Annotated in this window: 18 protein-coding genes and 2 tRNA genes; 8 read left to right on the forward strand and 12 right to left on the reverse strand. The window is 42.2% G+C overall.

All coding sequences use genetic code 11. From position 1 onward, the window contains the following. Positions 1 to 56 precede the first annotated feature (56 nt). Positions 57 to 665 carry a class I SAM-dependent methyltransferase gene (locus tag AK824_RS00275; RefSeq protein WP_057757706.1) on the reverse strand — a complete coding sequence of 203 codons (609 nt, stop codon included), beginning with the start codon at positions 663 to 665 and terminating at the stop codon, positions 57 to 59. Positions 666 to 906: 241 nt separating this feature from the next. Between AK824_RS00275 and AK824_RS00280 the strand changes: the two genes are divergently transcribed. Further along, complete coding sequence (locus tag AK824_RS00280) at positions 907 to 1,350, forward strand: PH domain-containing protein (RefSeq protein WP_057757709.1); 444 nt, start codon at positions 907 to 909, stop codon at positions 1,348 to 1,350. A 63-nt stretch (positions 1,351 to 1,413) separates the two neighbouring features. Here AK824_RS00280 and AK824_RS00285 read toward each other — a convergent pair whose 3' ends face one another. The 7 genes from AK824_RS00285 to recN form a co-directional block, all read right to left on the reverse strand. After that, positions 1,414 to 1,743: a DUF3817 domain-containing protein gene (locus AK824_RS00285; protein ID WP_057757712.1), complete on the reverse strand. Its 330-nt coding sequence runs from the start codon at positions 1,741 to 1,743 to the stop codon at positions 1,414 to 1,416. Positions 1,744 to 1,819: 76 nt separating this feature from the next. Then, positions 1,820 to 2,758 carry a site-specific tyrosine recombinase XerD gene (gene xerD, locus AK824_RS00290; RefSeq protein WP_057757715.1) on the reverse strand — a complete coding sequence of 313 codons (939 nt, stop codon included), beginning with the start codon at positions 2,756 to 2,758 and terminating at the stop codon, positions 1,820 to 1,822. A 66-nt stretch (positions 2,759 to 2,824) separates the two neighbouring features. Further along, positions 2,825 to 3,151 (reverse strand): sulfurtransferase TusA, encoded by a 327-nt coding sequence (tusA, locus tag AK824_RS00295; protein ID WP_057757718.1) that lies wholly within the window; start codon positions 3,149 to 3,151, stop codon positions 2,825 to 2,827. An 83-nt stretch (positions 3,152 to 3,234) separates the two neighbouring features. Further along, positions 3,235 to 3,729 carry a hypothetical protein gene (locus AK824_RS00300; RefSeq protein WP_057757721.1) on the reverse strand — a complete coding sequence of 165 codons (495 nt, stop codon included), beginning with the start codon at positions 3,727 to 3,729 and terminating at the stop codon, positions 3,235 to 3,237. Between the two features lie 86 nt (positions 3,730 to 3,815). Then, entirely contained in the window at positions 3,816 to 4,391 is a 576-nt protein-coding gene (gene ruvX / locus AK824_RS00305) for a Holliday junction resolvase RuvX (protein WP_082624523.1), read from the reverse strand. A 50-nt stretch (positions 4,392 to 4,441) separates the two neighbouring features. Then, entirely contained in the window at positions 4,442 to 5,005 is a 564-nt protein-coding gene (locus tag AK824_RS00310) for a YqgE/AlgH family protein (RefSeq protein ID WP_057757724.1), read from the reverse strand. 167 nt (positions 5,006 to 5,172) lie between these two features. Further along, positions 5,173 to 6,852 (reverse strand): DNA repair protein RecN, encoded by a 1,680-nt coding sequence (gene recN, locus AK824_RS00315; RefSeq protein ID WP_057757726.1) that lies wholly within the window; start codon positions 6,850 to 6,852, stop codon positions 5,173 to 5,175. Between the two features lie 763 nt (positions 6,853 to 7,615). Here recN and AK824_RS00320 point away from each other — a divergent pair. Next, positions 7,616 to 7,951, forward strand: a complete 336-nt coding sequence (locus tag AK824_RS00320) for a pyrimidine/purine nucleoside phosphorylase (protein ID WP_057757729.1) — start codon at positions 7,616 to 7,618, stop codon at positions 7,949 to 7,951. Between the two features lie 221 nt (positions 7,952 to 8,172). Further along, a complete protein-coding gene (rlmB, locus tag AK824_RS00325) occupies positions 8,173 to 8,943 on the forward strand; it encodes a 23S rRNA (guanosine(2251)-2'-O)-methyltransferase RlmB (protein WP_057757732.1) in 771 nt (256 codons plus the stop codon). Here rlmB and coaE read toward each other — a convergent pair. The 4 genes from coaE to pilB all read right to left on the reverse strand — a co-directional run bounded on the left by coaE (position 8,906) and on the right by pilB (position 13,779). After that, positions 8,906 to 9,592: a dephospho-CoA kinase gene (gene coaE, locus AK824_RS00330; RefSeq protein WP_057757735.1), complete on the reverse strand. Its 687-nt coding sequence runs from the start codon at positions 9,590 to 9,592 to the stop codon at positions 8,906 to 8,908. The two genes, rlmB and coaE, sit on opposite strands and share 38 nt — an antisense overlap. A 126-nt stretch (positions 9,593 to 9,718) precedes the next feature. Further along, on the reverse strand, positions 9,719 to 10,618 hold the full coding sequence (locus tag AK824_RS00335; protein ID WP_057757738.1) for a prepilin peptidase: 900 nt from the start codon (positions 10,616 to 10,618) through the stop codon (positions 9,719 to 9,721). Positions 10,619 to 10,625: 7 nt separating this feature from the next. After that, entirely contained in the window at positions 10,626 to 11,849 is a 1,224-nt protein-coding gene (locus AK824_RS00340) for a type II secretion system F family protein (RefSeq protein ID WP_057757741.1), read from the reverse strand. A gap of 220 nt (positions 11,850 to 12,069) precedes the next feature. Next, positions 12,070 to 13,779, reverse strand: a complete 1,710-nt coding sequence (pilB, locus tag AK824_RS00345) for a type IV-A pilus assembly ATPase PilB (protein ID WP_057757744.1) — start codon at positions 13,777 to 13,779, stop codon at positions 12,070 to 12,072. 384 nt (positions 13,780 to 14,163) lie between these two features. On the opposite strand from pilB, the gene tpiA reads away from it, so the two are divergent. From tpiA to rimP, 5 genes are all read left to right on the forward strand, one after another. Next, positions 14,164 to 14,976, forward strand: a complete 813-nt coding sequence (gene tpiA, locus AK824_RS00350; protein WP_057757747.1) for a triose-phosphate isomerase — start codon at positions 14,164 to 14,166, stop codon at positions 14,974 to 14,976. Positions 14,977 to 15,190: 214 nt separating this feature from the next. Then, a complete protein-coding gene (gene secG / locus AK824_RS00355) occupies positions 15,191 to 15,499 on the forward strand; it encodes a preprotein translocase subunit SecG (RefSeq protein ID WP_021814138.1) in 309 nt (102 codons plus the stop codon). 141 nt (positions 15,500 to 15,640) lie between these two features. After that, positions 15,641 to 15,724: transfer RNA gene (locus tag AK824_RS00360), tRNA-Leu, on the forward strand. 123 nt (positions 15,725 to 15,847) lie between these two features. Then, positions 15,848 to 15,924: transfer RNA gene (locus tag AK824_RS00365), tRNA-Met, on the forward strand. A gap of 453 nt (positions 15,925 to 16,377) precedes the next feature. Beyond that, the gene (rimP, locus tag AK824_RS00370; protein WP_057757748.1) at positions 16,378 to 16,878 is read left to right on the forward strand and encodes a ribosome maturation factor RimP; all 501 of its coding nucleotides are present in this window, start codon (positions 16,378 to 16,380) and stop codon (positions 16,876 to 16,878) included. The last annotated feature ends 85 nt before the right edge of the window (positions 16,879 to 16,963 follow it).

The raw sequence follows: 16,963 nt of genomic DNA on the forward strand, positions 1-16,963 counted from the left end.
TTTTATGTCAATTTCAATTTTAGTTTAAATGACTGAAAATCGATCAGAAGTTAAAACTAGTCTTTGGTCGCCATCGTAATCGTATAGGTTTTACCTTGCTTGATTTTGTCGCTATTGCCAAACACTTCGGTAAACGAGCGCTTCACAAATTGGCGTAGGCCATTGATGGTCACGACATAAAAACGGCCACCTTTACGCATGCGCGCATAGGCATCGAGGAAGTATAAATAATGCTGCTCTTTGCCTACTTTGGCTGGCAAGTTGGACATCACAAGGCTAAAGTCTTTGTCTTTTGCCACATGATTAAAGCCATTTGATAAATGCACATCGACATTGTTTAGACCATTTTTCTCACAGTTACGACGTGCGTATTCTACCGCCATAAAGTCTTTATCAATCAGCGTATGCTGACCATTCGGACATTCACGTGCTGCCGTCATACCAAGTACACCATAACCACAGCCCAAGTCGATCGAATCATCATCTTGCTCAAAATTCACATAATCAAGCAGCATCAAGCTACCGTCATCGAGTTTTTGCGGTGAAAAAATGCCCCACGTGGTCGCAAAATCAAACGGCTTACCCAGCACTTCTTGGCGAAAATTGATATCTTCGCGCCAGTGTTCGGCATTTTTTAATAGGTCAGCAGGTGGTCTATGGCTCATGAGGTTCTCGGATAATAGATAGGTAAAAGGTAGTGCGCAGCCCAGTTAGGCAACATGTATATCATGACGCACTTTAATAAGGGTATTGTAACGAGAAAAGGGCGGGTTTGCAGCTATCTATTTCTAGAACTGCATTTTGCTATATCGCAAGAATTTTTAAGAAAAAATGCTAGAGACATTAGATAAGAGGTATCGCTTAAGATAGAATCAAATTTAACCTGATAGTCTCTAAGTATTATTTATGCCAGACATTATATTCGTATCCAAAATAGACTTTTGGCTCGCAATGCTACTCTGGGGTTTGAGCTTATTTACTGTGTCTGTTCCATTATGGCAGTGGAAGCGAGGTGCTCACAAATCCCTCATACAAACTATATTAATGACGGTTATTCTCATACCTTTTGCAGCACTAATGCTCATCCCTTTTTTCGGTACTGAGTACACATTAACGAATGACCAGCTACAAGTAGATAGTGGGTTCTCTGTTCAAAAAATTGAGCTTACAAATATCACCTATATTATGCCAACTCGAAGTATGAGTTCTGCGCCAGCTCTATCATTGGATAGGATTAAAATATTATATAACGATGAAGAAATACTAATTTCACCAAAAGACAAGCCACGTTTTTATCGCGAGATACGGGCACGTAATCCTAGAATAGTGCTAGATACAGCAGGCGAATAGAAAGGCATTATCGTTAGCTGGATTCAGCTACACATCGTTCTTGATAGTGAATTTCTCTTGAAATTACTTCCTCAAACTCTTCTTTAATAAATGATCAAATATAAATGGCCCAAATGGCAAAAATGAGCCAAGCACGCCAGCAGGTAGTGCCCAAAGCGGCAGTTTTATCCTACCCGCGGTGATGATCAGCACTACGACATAAGCGACGAATAATACCCCATGCACTGGACCGACATAGCTCACCGCTTCTGGAATATCGAACATATATTTGAGTGGCATCGCGACACCAAGTAACAATAGAAAGGAAGTACCTTCTAAATAACCCATGATCGTGAGGTTTCGGAGTGCAGTGTTTTGACGCTTCGTTAAGGCAGATGGTTGAGCTTGCGACACGATATATTCCTTTTACAATCATCAGTAATATTAGATTTTAATGCTGCCCATATGGCCATATAGAAATATGGCAAGGCTACCCACGTGGGTGATGCTCGGCATGTAATTTCTGCAATCTCGCCGTTGCCACATGAGTATAGATTTGCGTGGTTGATAAATCGCTATGCCCTAGCAACAACTGCACACTACGCAAGTCTGCACCATGATTGAGCAAATGCGTGGCAAACGCATGGCGCAGGGTATGCGGTGAGAGCTCTTTATCGATACTGGCAACTTTGGCGTACTTCTTAAGTAGATACCAAAAGTTCTGCCGCGTCATATAGCCACCTTGCGCCGTCAAAAATACCGCTTGGCAATTGCCTGATTTTAAATGCGCAATCAAATCGCCACGTCCATGAGAAAGATAATCTTCCAATGCATCCGCTGCATATTCGCCGAGGGGCACCAGTCGCGTTTTATTCCCTTTCCCCGTGATTTGTAGCCAGCCTGAGTTTAGATTCACTTGCTCTAATGAGAGGTTAATCAACTCACTCACCCGTAGACCGCAGGCATATAAAACTTCTAGCATGGCTTTATCACGCAGTCCAAGTGCCGTACTGGTATCAGGTGCAGCAAGTAGATTATCGACGTCAGCCTCGGCTAAGTCTTTTGGCAGCGGACGTCCGAGCTTTGGGCTTTTGATACGCTCACAAGGATTATCTTCACGCAGATTACTGGCAATCATCCATAGATAAAACTGGCGCAAGCTTGAGAGCATGCGTGCTTGGGTACGTGGGGTTTTGCCCTCTTGAGCAAGCAGGGACAGACAGTGCAGCACATCATCAGGCTGCCAACGTGTCAGGGCGATAGAATTGGTCAGCTCACAAGAGCGTAGGTCGCGGACGTACGCATTACGAGTACGCGTCGCTAGACCGCGCGCCAGCATGGCTTGACGAAACTCAGTCATATAAGCTGGCTCATCATCGACCGCCAATGCTTTAGGTTGACGCTGTTGCACGGCACGATCACGGCTCATAGGACGATACTCAGGTAGGGGTTAAGTGAGCGATAACAGACAGTCATTAATATAACGTCAAACCTATCATGCCATTCTTTTCTTAACCAGATAGCGATATAGCGTCGCGCTTGCAGGCGTATCGTCATCGCTATCGATGGTGATTTCATCAGGATCATCGTCTAAGCTCACGTTTTCAGCCAATGTTTCTTGGCCTATTAGCTCATGCCCTAGGTGACGACAGAAATTTGGAATATCGCGCGTGGTAGCCGGATCTGTCGCTAATATCTCAATCACTTCACCGCCATCTGCTTTGCGAATGACGCGATGTAGCATCATGACGGGCTCAGGACAGATTAGCCCTTGAGTATCTAAGTGATGGTGGATAGGCGTATCTGGTATCGAAGTGGTCATAGTCATTATCGTAAAGCTAAATAAGTGAATTTGAGGGTAAATAGTTTGCTTAAGTGCTTATCGCGGCGTACTGTGTAGATCGTCTACGCTTTAGTACTTTCAGCCTCTTCATCAGCTTCAGGTACATCAGCTACTTCTAAAAAGTTAAAAAACCGCTTAAAACTTACTTTAAATAAGAATGCCACACCCAACCAACAAGATAGTCCTAACCATGCAGTATCAGCAAAAATTAATCCACCAACCAATATAATGGTTGATACGCCAATACTCATGGCAATCATCGACGGTTGATTTAAGCGATAACGATAAACGACCAATGCATCATAAATGGTAATAGGTATCGTGAGGGCTACTAGGGCGTAGGGTAAATTATAAAATAATTGATAAAGCAGCTGGTTGTCATGAAAAGCTTTGATACTAGCAATCGTGCCAAAGACCACAAATGCAAAAATAGCCGCATAAATGAGATAAATCGCTATTTGGTTGGCACGCTGTGCGCCTTTAATACGGGCAATAGCAAGCGGAGCAAAACCATGCTGTGACTTATGTTGCGAGGGTTGGTCTGAGACAATGGTCATAGTAATCAGTCATTTATCCGTTGAGAGGTACGATGTATCGAAGTGACATTATAGCCGCACACGTGTCTTTTACCTATTTGGCTGCTTTATTCTGCTTTGATTGCATCGATAGCGATACTGCTATTAGGATCAGCAAAATAGGTCGACATTAGGATACAAGCGGAGATATCATCGATTGGGTCGCGTTCGTTTTTGATCCAACCATTGTCCCATGCTATTTCTCTTGCTTCGATTGAAGTTAGCCGCTCATCACACATTGATACGGTCACTGGCAAATGTTGCTCCATCACTCTATGGGCCAGACGACGAGCGAATTTGTGTGCTCGTTTTGAAAGCATAGAGCTAGTGCCATCCATATTAAGCGGTAGACCAACCACGACTTGCGCCACGCCCCAGACTTTGATGATACCAATTAGATTGTCCCAATCTGGCTGCCCGTTATTCATTGCCAAAATGTCAAAGGCACGAGCCGTCTGTGTGATGGTATTACCGAGCGCCATGCCCATCTTTTTGACACCGTAGTCTAGCGCCAAGATAAGATGCGGCTTTACTCCTGGCTCAATAGTTTCAGCAGTGATATTGCTATCGTTATCAAGAGTATTAATATCAATGTCATTATCTATAGCGTCTGTGCTATTAGCCGTAAAAGTGCTATCTACCATAGTAATGGGTGTCCTTTATGTCTTTATCTAAATTCGTAGAGCGTATGATATTATGCATGACCTATGTCACTACTAAGGTAGTCAAAGTTGACTCCGATTTTGTCGGCTGCAATTTGCCAGCGTTCTTCAAACGGTGTATCAAATAATAAGTTCAGATCAGCAGGGCAAACTAACCAATCACCATTACTCAGCTCTTGGTCTAGCTGTTTTTTGCCCCAGCTGGCATGACCTAGGCACAGCTGATAGTGACCGACGCCTTGACCTGCGGCAATACGCTTTAGAATATCTTGGCTAGTTGTGATGCAAACGTTCTCTGAAATAGCAAAAGAAGACGCCCATTCTGGCTGACCAGTATGCAGCACAAAGCCAACCTCCGGATACATAGGGCCGCCCTCTAATGCCACATCTTCCATCACCTGTGGATTGGTCACTTCAATATCTAAATCTTCTAGCAGCTTACCTACGCGAGATTGCTCAAGCGGACGATTAACCATCAGACCTAGCGCCCCATGCTTGTCATGACGGCAAATATATATAAGTGCCTTCTCAAACCTTGGGTCTGACAGCTCTGGTGCTGCAATCAAAAAATGATGGGTCAAATTGGTTTTAGACATAGAAACAAACGCAACCTAATAATAAGGGTGAAAGACCACTATATGGTGATAATCAATAGAAAAGCAAGATTCGTACTAATTGCTGCTGACGATCATATAGATTCAAATAACCATCCGTTTTGATGAAAACGAATGATTATTTAACGTTAGATAGGTCAGATAGAGCGTTATTTAACATCGGATAATAAGCTGCGGGCATGATCGCGTGTGACATCAGTGATAATGACACCGCCAGACATACGTGCCAACTCGTCTACTTGCGCACTGTTGGTCAGTATGAGTAGCTCGCTTTCGGTCTGTTCTTGATGATGCTTTTGTACCAAGATATGTTGATGCGCTTGTGCTGCGACTTGTGCTTGGTGCGTGATGGCTAGCAATTGCTGTGTTTGGCCAAGCGAGCGTAGCAGTTCGCCAACCACTTGCGCAGTACCGCCACTGATACCGACATCGACCTCATCAAATACCAGCATAGGCTTGGCGGCATTGTTATCAGCATTGGTCGCTTGTAAGACTTGCATCACGAGCGCCATACGTGACAGTTCACCACCTGAGGCGATTTTGTGTAGGGGCTGCATTGGCATACCGACATTGGCGCTGAATAATAAGTCAATATCAAAACAACCTTGGGCATTGTACTGACTAGGTTCGGCTTTCTTAGTAAAAACAAATTCACAGCGAGCATTGGGTAGCGCAAGCGGTTGTAGTTGTTTGATGAGTTGCTTACTAATTATCGGGGCAGCTTTCGTACGATCTTTATTTAACTGTGTCGCCAGAGCGAGATAGTCTTGCCAAGCCTGCTCAATTTGCGCTGCCATTGCATCACTACTTGGCTCGTTCTCTAGCTGCTCTAATTGCGCTTCCCAACCTTTTGCTTCATCAATTAAATCACTCGCTGGCAAGCTATGCTTACGTGACAAACGATGTCCTAAGCTGATTAAATTGTCTAATGTTTGCAAGCGTTCAGGATCAGGTAGCTGCTGTTCGGCATAATCTGATAGCAGAGCAGTCACCTCAGTGATTTGCTGCTGTGCTAGATGGAGCTGTTCAGAAGCTTGTTCAAACGTTTGACTGACGCTTACTTGATTGTCACAGAGTTTAATTGCTTGTCCGAGCAAGGTCATGACGTCTGGCTCATCGGTATCATTGTCGAGCAAATGCAGACCATGACTGGCCTCTTGCATTAAGGCTTCAATATTGGAGAGCTCTTCGTGTTCAGATTCAACTTCTGCGTAATCCACAGCCAATAACGGCGCAATATCTGCTAATTGACTCTGCAACAACTGAATACGATCTTGACGCTGGGCTTCGCGACTTGCGATATCATCCACGCGACGTTTTAGTTGCTGATAGGTTTGATAGCTACTGGCAGTTTGGATGGCTAGCGGTGTTATCTGTGCCATTTCATCAAGCCATTGCACCACAAATTGAGGCTTGAGCAATGCTTGCTGAGCATGTTGGCTATGTATATTGACCAGTAAAGTGCCTAAACTCTTTAGCTCCGCTAAGCTAACCGGTGAACCATTTAGCCATGCTTTTGAGCGGCCAGTATTACTCAGTTGACGTCGAATAAGTACTTCAGGCTCTTCTAGCGGTCGCTCATTTTTGGTAAACCACTCAGCGACAACGCTGTTATTTTCTACATCAAATTGAGCGTAGATATCTGCATGCGCGGCGCCATGCCTGACCATCGCACTGTCTGCTCGCTCACCGACACACAGTGATAGTGCATCTAGCAATAACGACTTGCCAGCACCTGTTTCACCAGTGATGACATTAAAACCTTCAGCCACGCTCAGCTCATGCTGAGCAATCAACGCAAACTGATGTAAAGTTAACGATACTAGCATCAACGCCTCTCAGGACAGACAATGGACATCATATAAATCTTAGGAAGCCATCTATAAATAGGGTAAATAAAGAAGTGAAAATATCTATTTAAACTTGCTAATTAGATAAATATTGTAGGCAAATAGTATGGTGTTAAATGTGCGTAAATACAAACTTTAAGACGAGGTATAACAGAATTTATTATTGGGAGATTACCATAAAACTATTAAAAACTGACAATAAATCATCAACATAATATCTATAATATTAATCATTAGGGTCATTGGATATTCAAAGATAAGCATATTATGCGAAGAAGTATTTTGACTGATAATGATAAAAATATACCTAAAATAATGGTCTAGCATCTGCCTAGAAAAATACCAAATGAATATTAAACGAACGGGTAGATACTTGCCATCGAATAGAATTTTCCTAGTCGCTTTAACAAACTTTATAGATATAATGTGGTAGCATAATCTCACATAATGATAAACTCTTCTTATGAGTTTGATGCGCGATGCAACCTAATAACGAGTCATGATTTTGTAAAATTGTAGGCGTATAGTGGTAAAAACATGCCACTCAATCATTAGTCAAAAGCGTTTTCATAGAACCTGTGGCTACCTTTAGCGCGCAGATATCTACTATAGAGGGATAAAGTATCTAAACAGGTGTGTTTGCCTACTGGTCGCGTATTTGAAGTCCAGTGCCACTCTGTCAGTACTTTAACCCGTTACTTATTTTTTAGTTTTGCCATAATTATTTGATAAGGAAGCCACTATGACAGCGGCGCAGTTTACTAACGTAACAGTTAATGCCCAAGCGACAGTATCTTATGATGGTCGCTGCTCAAGCCATACCATTATGTTTGAGGATGGTCGTCATAAAACGCTAGGTGTGATCTTACCTTGTGACAACTTGGTTGAGCATTATCACTTTAGCACTAATACCTCTGAGCGTATCGAAATCACTAGTGGTGAGTGTGAAGTGAAAATTAATGGTGATGATGAATTCAGCTACTACCGTGCAGGTCAATCATTTGTCGTTGAAGGCAATAGCGGTTTTAACCTACGTACTGAAGAGATTGTTCAATATGTCTGTCATCTAGAAGGCTGATATTATTAATAGGGCGCTTGAGCTTTCATTCTAGCGCTTGTTCTATCACACATTAGTGTTTCGAGAAAATAAACAATATCGGATTGGTATTGTTTATTTCTTTTTTGACGTTTGGTTTACTGTTCTCTCATCATCAATGAGCTATGACATTTAAAGCCGACGTTATCCTCTTTTATCCCGTCGCCTAGTGCGATATCCACTTTATATTTAGTAGGCCTATTATGGCAAAACCCATTTATTTTTACGGCATTCATGCAATTGATGCGTTACTTGAACATCGTCCTCTTGATGGTCTTAGCTTGTTTGTGCAGCAAGGGCGTGAGAGTGACAGTCATGTACAAGCTATCATGGCTGAAGCGGAAGCAAACGGCATTAGCATTCAACCAACCCAAAAAGACAAGCTAACGCAATTATGTGGCAGTCCGCAGCATCAAGGCGTGGTGCTCAATGCTCGTCCGTTAGGCTTCGCTGATGAAGGTTTGCTTGATACTATTATTGGTCGTGAGCAATGCTTGTTATTGGTACTGGATCAAATCACAGATGCACATAATTTTGGTGCTTGCCTGCGTACCGCCGTGGCGATGGGTGTGGATGCAGTGGTTTGTCCAAAACACCATGCGGCAAGTCTAACGCCAACAGTGGCTAAAGTATCGGTCGGTGCGGCAGAGATGATGCCAATCATCAGCGTTACGAACTTGGCACGCACGTTGTCGCAAATCAAAAATGCAGGCGTTTTCGTATTTGGTACGGCACTTAGTGAAGAGGCTAAGCCAATACATGCCGCTGACCTAACTGGCAAGACCGCTATCATTATGGGTTCAGAAGGAGAGGGTATGCGTCGCCTGACAATGGAGAGCTGTGATGAGTTGGTTTATATTCCAATGTCAGGAAACGAGCATGGTAATCTACAGAGCCTAAACGTGAGTGTTGCTACTGGCATGGCGTTGTACGAGGTTAATCGCCAGCGAACTTTAGCTGCTGGGCAAGCGTAAGATACTCTTGATGTAAAGGTTCTAGTTGTAGATATAGAGAGGCAAGGTCGCTCTCATTGAGTATGACATTGTCTGCATGACGATTACGCTCTTCACGACTTAGCTGATTGGTCATAATGGCCTTAATCTTTTGTATGCTTTGATCATCACGCTGACTGGCACGCGCAAGCTGCGTGTCTTCGGTCGCATCCATGACCAAAATACGTTGACATAAATTGGCCAGTCCTGCTTCTGCCGCCTCTATAAGTAGGGGCGCAGACAAGATTATATACGGTGAAGTACTAGCATCTAGCTGTGCTTTTGCTGTCTCACGTATCGCTGGATGAGTAATAGCCTCAAGCTCAATCAGCGCTTCAGGATTTGCAAATACGTGTGTACGTACAGCAGCCCTATCCATAACACCATCATCCGTCAGTATCCAATCACCAAATTTTTTCTGGATTTTCTGCAGAGTGACGCTACCTTTAGCGACAGTCTCATGGGCGATCACGTCTGCATCGATAATATCGATCCCTTGCTCAGCAAACCAAGCACTAGCGGCAGATTTGCCACTACCGATCCCGCCCGTTAAACCAATGACGAGCGTCTTGTTTTTTGGTTGCGTGGTTTGTGGTTGGTGTGAATAAGAGTGAGATGTGTTTTTTGACATAATAATAGCTTATCTAACAGATAGAACAATGAATGCAGCTTTAAACTCATAACCGGCCTTTTAAGGCTTTAATTATGAGTCACTGCCGGAAATTTCCTACAATAATCTAGTGTACGCTGTCAGCTATTAGACATACATACCGAGATACCAGCTGACGATATCTGAGCCGTATAATAAGGCAACGATACCTGCTATAGCGATATAAGGCCCAAAAGCAAAAGGTCGGCTTTCACCCTGTTTTTTCATCAAGATCAATCCAACGATAGAGCCAAGTAAAGACGATAGTAGGATGATTAAGGGTAACATTATAGGCCCAAGCCAAGCACCTAATACCGCCAATAGTTTAAAATCCCCTTGGCCCATTCCATGTTTTTTAGTTATTAAGTAAAACACTTTGACTACTATCCATAGCGATAAAAACCCAAGTAGTAATCCCCATATCGACTGTGTTGGTGAGACGAACCAGCTTTGTGAGTTTACCGCCAACCCTAAGCCTGCCAAAGGAAAAGTTAGACGATCAGGTAGTAACTGTGTGTCAAAGTCGATACCTGTTAGAGCAACCAGTGTCCATACTAAAACCAATGCGGACAAGCCTGTAGTACTTACCCCAAACTTATATATTACTAATACGGACAGGAGGGCAGTTATTAGCTCAACGAGAGGATAACGTAGACCGATAGCCGCTTTGCAGCTTGAACAGCGTCCGCGTAGTAATAGCCAACTTATTAAAGGAATGTTTTCATACCACTTAATTTTATGTGCGCAATGAGGACAGCGTGAGGCAGGTCGACTTAAAGTAATTGGTTGGTCAGTAGCGACAATATTTGCTATGGGCAGCGTATGCTCGCGTGGCATATCTGCTTGTTCAGACATGAACTGGCTACACTCTTGTCTCCAACCATACACCATCATCAGCGGTATGCGATGAATCACAACATTTAGAAAACTGCCAACGCAAAGACCTAATAGGCCAAATACGAATAAAGCTAGGGCGATGTTTTCTTGTAGTAACTGTATAAATTGCATTAAGTAATTATCCTACTACTGCGCCCATCTGGAAAATTGGCAAGTACATTGCGATGACTAGGCCACCAACTAATACACCTAAAACTGCCATGATCATTGGCTCCATCAAGCTGGTCAAACCATCGACGGCATTATCAACTTCATTTTCATAGTAGACAGCGACTTTATCTAGCATCTCTTCTAAGCTACCAGACTCCTCACCAATACCAACCATCTGAATGACTAGACTCGGAAACAAGTTGGTCGAGCGTATAGAAAACTGTAATTGCTGGCCAGTAGATACGTCATTTTTGATCTGTTGAGTTGCATTGTAAAATACAACATTATTAGTCGCACCGGCAGTAGAGTCTAGGGCATCGATAAGTGGAACACCAGCGGCAAAAGTTGTAGATAGTGTACGAGAGAAACGTGCAATAATCGCTTGATAGGCGATGTTGCCAAATATGGGAGCTTTTAAGACAGCACGGTCTAAAAAGTCACGAAATTTTTTAGATCGTTTTTTAGCTTCTGAAAAACCGATAATTGCACCACCGATAGCAATAATAAGGATAAACCACCATGCCTGCATCCATTCGGACATACCAACAACCATTTGCGTAAAGGCGGGTAGCTCTGCGCCAAATGATTCAAATAGATCGGAGAATACAGGTACTACTTTTATCAGTAGAATCATAGTAACAATGATAGCAACCACGATAACGGCAATAGGATACTTCATTGCTTTTTTGATTTTTGCTTTTAGTAGCTCACTCTTTTCTTTGTAAGTAGCGACTCGTTCAAGCATCGTCTCAAGTGCACCCGATTGTTCGCCAGATTCGACGAGTGAACAGAATAAATCATCAAAATAGCGAGGATGTTTGCGCAAAGAAGAAGCAAAGGTACCACCTGCTTCAATATCTGCTTTTATTTTCAATACTAAGTCTTTCATACTCGGATTATCGAGAGAGTCGGCGACAATTTCAAAAGACTGAGTTAACGGTACACCTGCTTTCATCATTGTTGCTAATTGCCGAGCAAAAATAGCAATATCAATGGCTTTAATAGCTTTTTTGAAAGTATAAAGTGGCTTTGGTTTTTTCTTGATCCCTTTAACCGTGATACCTTGTTTACGCAGGGTTGCCTTCGCCAGCTCTAAGCTACGACTAGTAGTTTCGCCCTTAACTTTCTGTCCGCGTCGATTCACACCGTCGTAAACAAAGTCTAACAACATATCGGTCTTAGCTTTTGCCATGTTACCACCCTCAAAATTGTCCAATATATATTGTAAATTTACAATAGAATACCAGACTTAGGATACCAGTCAGGCATACTTTATTTTAGCGTAAAAAACCAGTGGATATCTGTTTTATTTTTAAAGATATACGATAAGGAACGTTGCTAGTTTATCACTCTTATAATAACTAAAAGTCAATATGCTAAGACATAAATTACGTGTTCTATGATTTCACTTATTATTCAGAAGTCACTCGCATCATTTCCTGAATACTTGTGACACCTTGCAACACTTTTAAAATCCCAGAACGTCGCAAGTCGCGAAAACCGTTTTTAATAGCAGCGTCTTTGATATCTATTGCATTACCATCTTCCATGATAATACGTGAAATATCAGGACTCACTTTCATCACCTCATAAATACCAACACGGCCTTTATAACCTTCACGGCATTCATTACAGCCGACTGGTTCATAAATGACATTATCAGTGTTATCTAAATCAGTATCGGTAAAACCAATCTCTAATAAGCTCTGACGCGGGATGTTAATAGGTTTTTTACAGTTCTTACAGAGACGTCGTGCCAAACGTTGAGCAATGACTAGGTTAACCGATGTGGCAATGTTAAAGGAGGCGACGCCCATATTGCGTAGGCGCGTTAATGTTTCAGGTGCCGAGTTAGTATGCAAAGTAGAAAGAACCATATGACCTGTTTGCGCCGCTTTAATAGCAATCTCAGCAGTCTCGAGGTCACGAATCTCACCGACCATGACAATATCAGGATCTTGACGTAAAAAAGACTTAAGCGCATTGGCAAACGTTAGACCAACTTTGGCGTTAACGTTGACTTGGTTGATTCCTTCAAGGTTAATTTCGACTGGATCTTCAGCCGTTGAAATATTTGTTGCGCCAGTATTTAAGATATTGATACCAGTGTAAAGTGATACGGTCTTACCAGAACCAGTAGGACCAGTGATAAGCAACATACCTTGCGGTTTGTGCAACGCCTCTAGAAACATTTCCTGCTGATCTGGTTCATACCCTAACGCATCAATACCTAACATGGCTGAGGATGGATCAAGGATACGTAAAACAAGTTTTTCACCAAACAGTGTTGGTAGTGAGTTGACCCGGAAATCAATCGCTTTATTTTTAGAAATTTTAAGCTTAATACGCCCATCTTGCGGTACCCGACGTTCTGAGATATCCATTTGCGACATGACTTTCAAGCGTGCTGCAATTTTATTCGCAAGTTGAACTGGTGGATTGGCCATTTTTTGCATGACGCCATCGACGCGAAATCGTACTCTAAAAGACTTTTCGTATGGCTCGAAATGTAAATCAGAAGCTCCCATACGGATAGCATCGACTAGCATTTTATTAACGAACTTTACAACAGGTGCTTCGTCGATACCATCATCAAGCTTGGTCTCGTTTTCCTCTTCCTGTCCATCATCGAAATCGACATTTAAATCACTATTAGAAAAGCTATCAAAGCTTTGCATTGTATCTGCGTATGCACTTTCAATACGCTTTTTGAGCTTATTTTCTTCGACAACAATGGTTTCTATTGACAGCCGAGAGTTAAAAGCAATCGCATCAATAGCATCAACGCGTGTGGGATCACTCATCGCGACAAATAGGCGTTGTCCTCGTTTAAAAAGTGGTAATGCATTAAACTTGCGAACGATTTTTTCATCAACCAAGTCTTTTGGAATAACATCAACGTTTAATGCATCAAGATCGAATAGAGGGTCACCGAAAGCTTGGGATAGCATTTGGGCAAGTAAATAAGCATCAGCCAATTTATTGTCTACTAGATAAGGTACTAGTCCTATTTGCTGCTGTTGCGACTCAGTCTGTGCCGTCTTCATATTCGCTTCGCTAACGACACCGTCGCTAATCAGTTGCTGCGCTAGACCACCGTACTTACTGGTTGCGATAGACATTGTAACCTCTCCTTTGATACAAAATATTCTGTAGAACTGCTTGTTATTACACGCTATATACTTGTTGTTGCTAGTTGATAACTCGCTATAACTGTCTTGCTTTGTTTATCTTATCTACCTGTATATCTATATATAGAACCAGCAACAATATTTGATTTTATAAACTCTGTAGTATAGAACTTTACTTTAGTTTGAAAAAATTATATATACCATTAGACGACTAGCTCGTAAAAATAACGGTCTATTGATGTATTGCCTGTAGATAAGTTTGCAGAAGTGATTCTGCTCATGGTCGCACGCTACTATAGCACTTACGAATTATTTGTTATACTGACGCGCATATTAGCCGAATTGGCATGAATACATGAGACAAGGTAAATAAGTATGCAAGCTTGGGTAATTGGCAATTGGAAACAGAATCCTGCGACTAACAGTGCTGTCAATGCACTATTAGACGACTTATTGACTAAAGTTAATACTAAAGAACAAGCCAACTCGCAGGCATCAAAAAACCGCTGTAAATTAATGGTAGCGCCCAGTTGTGTTCATTTAAGTACAGTGAGTACGCGTCTAGCAGATAGCTCAATACTCTGTGCCGCACAGGACGTTAGTACCTATAGTGCAAGTACAGGAGCCTATACGGGTGACTGCTCAGCACAGCAGGTAGCAGATGCAGGTGCTACTTGGACGCTACTTGGCCACTCTGAACGTCGCCAATATCACAAAGAGTCTCATGATTGCCTGATAAGCAAATTGTCTCATGCGTTTTCTCAGAATTTAGGCGTGGTGTTTTGTATCGGCGAAACGCAAGAGCAGTACGACAATGGTCAAACACTCGACGTTATCAATGAGCAACTCTCGGTTATTAAGGATTTACTGACTCAGCAGCCAGATTTAGCATTATCGTTATCTAAAAAGCTGCTCGTCGCTTACGAACCTGTATGGGCGATTGGTACAGGTAAAGTGCCTACTGTGGCAGAAGTGAGTAAGACTCATCAGTACATCAAACAAACGGTTGCAAGCTTTGCTGATATAGCAGATACGATTACCGTGCTGTATGGCGGTAGTGTCAATGCTGATAATGCCAATAGCTTTGCTGCTGACGCTATGATTGATGGCGCGTTGGTAGGCGGTGCTTCATTAAAAGCAGAGAGCTTTCTAGCGATTGCCGATGCCTTTAACCAAGCCAATGCTTAAATGAATAAATAACGCTCAGATATCAAGATCATAGCTTATAAACAGTATGGTTTTATCGGTTAGTAAAAGTAGGTTTAACACTGCCCTTGCAATCGTGTACAATGCGCCTTATTTATATAGTCGATTTGGCATTTGATCATGTTGATTGTCATTCTATTAACCTTATGTTTTATTTTCCGTTATCAGTCGTCATTACGCGGCAAAAGAGGCCACCATGTTTACGTTTATATTAGCCCTGCATATTATTGTGGCCATTGCCATGATCGGCTTGATTCTGATACAGCATGGTAAAGGGGCAGACGCTGGAGCTTCTTTTGGTGCCGGTTCATCAGGTACAGTATTTGGCGCAGCAGGAACTGCTAACTTCTTGACGCGTGCTACGGCAGTACTAACGGTCATATTTTTTATTACGAGTATGACGCTTGCTGTTCATGCGCGTAAGCAAGCAGAAGATCAGTTTCGTCTAGATGCGCCAGTTTCAGCACCGCAAACGCCGCGTCCATTGACTCAAAATCCTGAGTAAGCCTCTTTTAAGTAGGCAGCGCTTGCTATTTTGGTAGGTTAGATTTACAATGCTTTCCTGTTTTCGCAACTCCTGTTCTATAGATGCCTACCTTAAGCATCATTAATTATAGACTGGATGATAGAGACAGAGCAGTACAATGCGATTGTGGTGGAATGGTAGACACGCCATCTTGAGGGGGTGGTGGCGAAAGCTGTGGGGGTTCAAGTCCCCCCAATCGCACCAAGTTTTACAGACGCAGCATAGCGTCAGGTTGGATTCTTAGCAGATAATACTTATTTTATAATTAATTTAAAAAAAGTATTGACACTTCTAAGAAACCTCCCTATAATATGCGTTCTAGATTGATGCGGGGTGGAGCAGTCTGGTAGCTCGTCGGGCTCATAACCCGAAGGTCGTTGGTTCAAATCCAGCCCCCGCTACCACTTTTTATACTGATGTTTTGTACACTAAATTTGTCAGTACCGATTAGCCCACCATTATGTTTGTGGGTTTTTTTGTATCTGAAGGTCAGTGTTATCGCGGTATCTATCCTACTTATGCTAAGCTCTAAGTCTATAGAGTACGATATTACTCGTCACTGGTCATCATCGGCCGCTACCGGCACGATGCTTCTTAAGCAACACTATCTTTTATTCCTCATACTTTTATCGATAGTAGTGCTTTATAAATAATAAAAGCATTGTTTGGCCGAGCTTGATGTTTTTTACGCTCGTCCCTATATAAATGCACAATATGTATCATATATTTTGTGATTTAAAATTATATACTGACCGTGATTCTTATCATCATAAGATTGTTATATATAGATAAGAGTTAATCTTTAATACGGTTTATTAAGTACGATAGATAAGTGAATAGGAAAATACAAAGAGATTATGAAGCTTTCGACTAAAGTTGCAGAACTGACTAATATTATTGCCCCTGCCGTGGCCGCTTGTGATGTGTCATTATGGGGTATCGAGTTTGCGCCACAAGGTCGTCGCTCTTTACTACGTATCTATATTGAAGCATTGCCAGAAGAGCAAGCCCAAGATAAACAAGTAACGATTGAAGACTGCGCGGCAGTAAATCATCAAGTAAGCGGTATCTTAGAAGTTCATGATCCTATCGCTGGTGAGTACATCTTAGAAGTATCTTCACCTGGTTTTGATCGTGCGTTTTTCTCAGATGAGCAAATGCATGCGTATGTTGGTCAAACTGTGAGCTTGCGTTTGATTCAAGCTATCGGTACAGGCGATCAAAAACGTCGTAAAGCCACAGGTACTTTAGATAGTATTGATGAAAACTCTTTAAAACTGACGTCAAGTGATGGCGAGCAGTTTGAGATTGCACTAAGTAATATTGATAAAGCCAATTTGATTTATGAAGATGCCTAGATTTTTACTAGGGTAACTGTTTATAAATAGACAGTTTTATTTTTCAATAGCTTATGTGGCTTATAGCAACTATATAATAGCAGCA

It is taken from the genome of Psychrobacter sp. P11G3, assembly GCF_001435845.1.
Taxonomy (GTDB): domain Bacteria; phylum Pseudomonadota; class Gammaproteobacteria; order Pseudomonadales; family Moraxellaceae; genus Psychrobacter.

Coding starts and splice junctions, on each gene's coding strand:
- recN (WP_057757726.1), bottom strand. CDS start 6,852: ATGCTAGTATCGTTAACTTTACATCAGTTTGCGTTGATTGCTCAGCAT.
- tpiA (WP_057757747.1), top strand. CDS start 14,164: ATGCAAGCTTGGGTAATTGGCAATTGGAAACAGAATCCTGCGACTAAC.
- ruvX (WP_082624523.1), bottom strand. CDS start 4,391: ATGGTAGATAGCACTTTTACGGCTAATAGCACAGACGCTATAGATAAT.
- AK824_RS00320 (WP_057757729.1), top strand. CDS start 7,616: ATGACAGCGGCGCAGTTTACTAACGTAACAGTTAATGCCCAAGCGACA.
- AK824_RS00280 (WP_057757709.1), top strand. CDS start 907: ATGCCAGACATTATATTCGTATCCAAAATAGACTTTTGGCTCGCAATG.
- pilB (WP_057757744.1), bottom strand. CDS start 13,779: ATGTCTATCGCAACCAGTAAGTACGGTGGTCTAGCGCAGCAACTGATT.
- tusA (WP_057757718.1), bottom strand. CDS start 3,151: ATGACCACTTCGATACCAGATACGCCTATCCACCATCACTTAGATACT.
- AK824_RS00335 (WP_057757738.1), bottom strand. CDS start 10,618: ATGCAATTTATACAGTTACTACAAGAAAACATCGCCCTAGCTTTATTC.
- AK824_RS00300 (WP_057757721.1), bottom strand. CDS start 3,729: ATGACCATTGTCTCAGACCAACCCTCGCAACATAAGTCACAGCATGGT.
- AK824_RS00340 (WP_057757741.1), bottom strand. CDS start 11,849: ATGGCAAAAGCTAAGACCGATATGTTGTTAGACTTTGTTTACGACGGT.
- rlmB (WP_057757732.1), top strand. CDS start 8,173: ATGGCAAAACCCATTTATTTTTACGGCATTCATGCAATTGATGCGTTA.
- secG (WP_021814138.1), top strand. CDS start 15,191: ATGTTTACGTTTATATTAGCCCTGCATATTATTGTGGCCATTGCCATG.
- AK824_RS00310 (WP_057757724.1), bottom strand. CDS start 5,005: ATGTCTAAAACCAATTTGACCCATCATTTTTTGATTGCAGCACCAGAG.
- AK824_RS00275 (WP_057757706.1), bottom strand. CDS start 665: ATGAGCCATAGACCACCTGCTGACCTATTAAAAAATGCCGAACACTGG.
- coaE (WP_057757735.1), bottom strand. CDS start 9,592: ATGTCAAAAAACACATCTCACTCTTATTCACACCAACCACAAACCACG.
- xerD (WP_057757715.1), bottom strand. CDS start 2,758: ATGAGCCGTGATCGTGCCGTGCAACAGCGTCAACCTAAAGCATTGGCG.
- rimP (WP_057757748.1), top strand. CDS start 16,378: ATGAAGCTTTCGACTAAAGTTGCAGAACTGACTAATATTATTGCCCCT.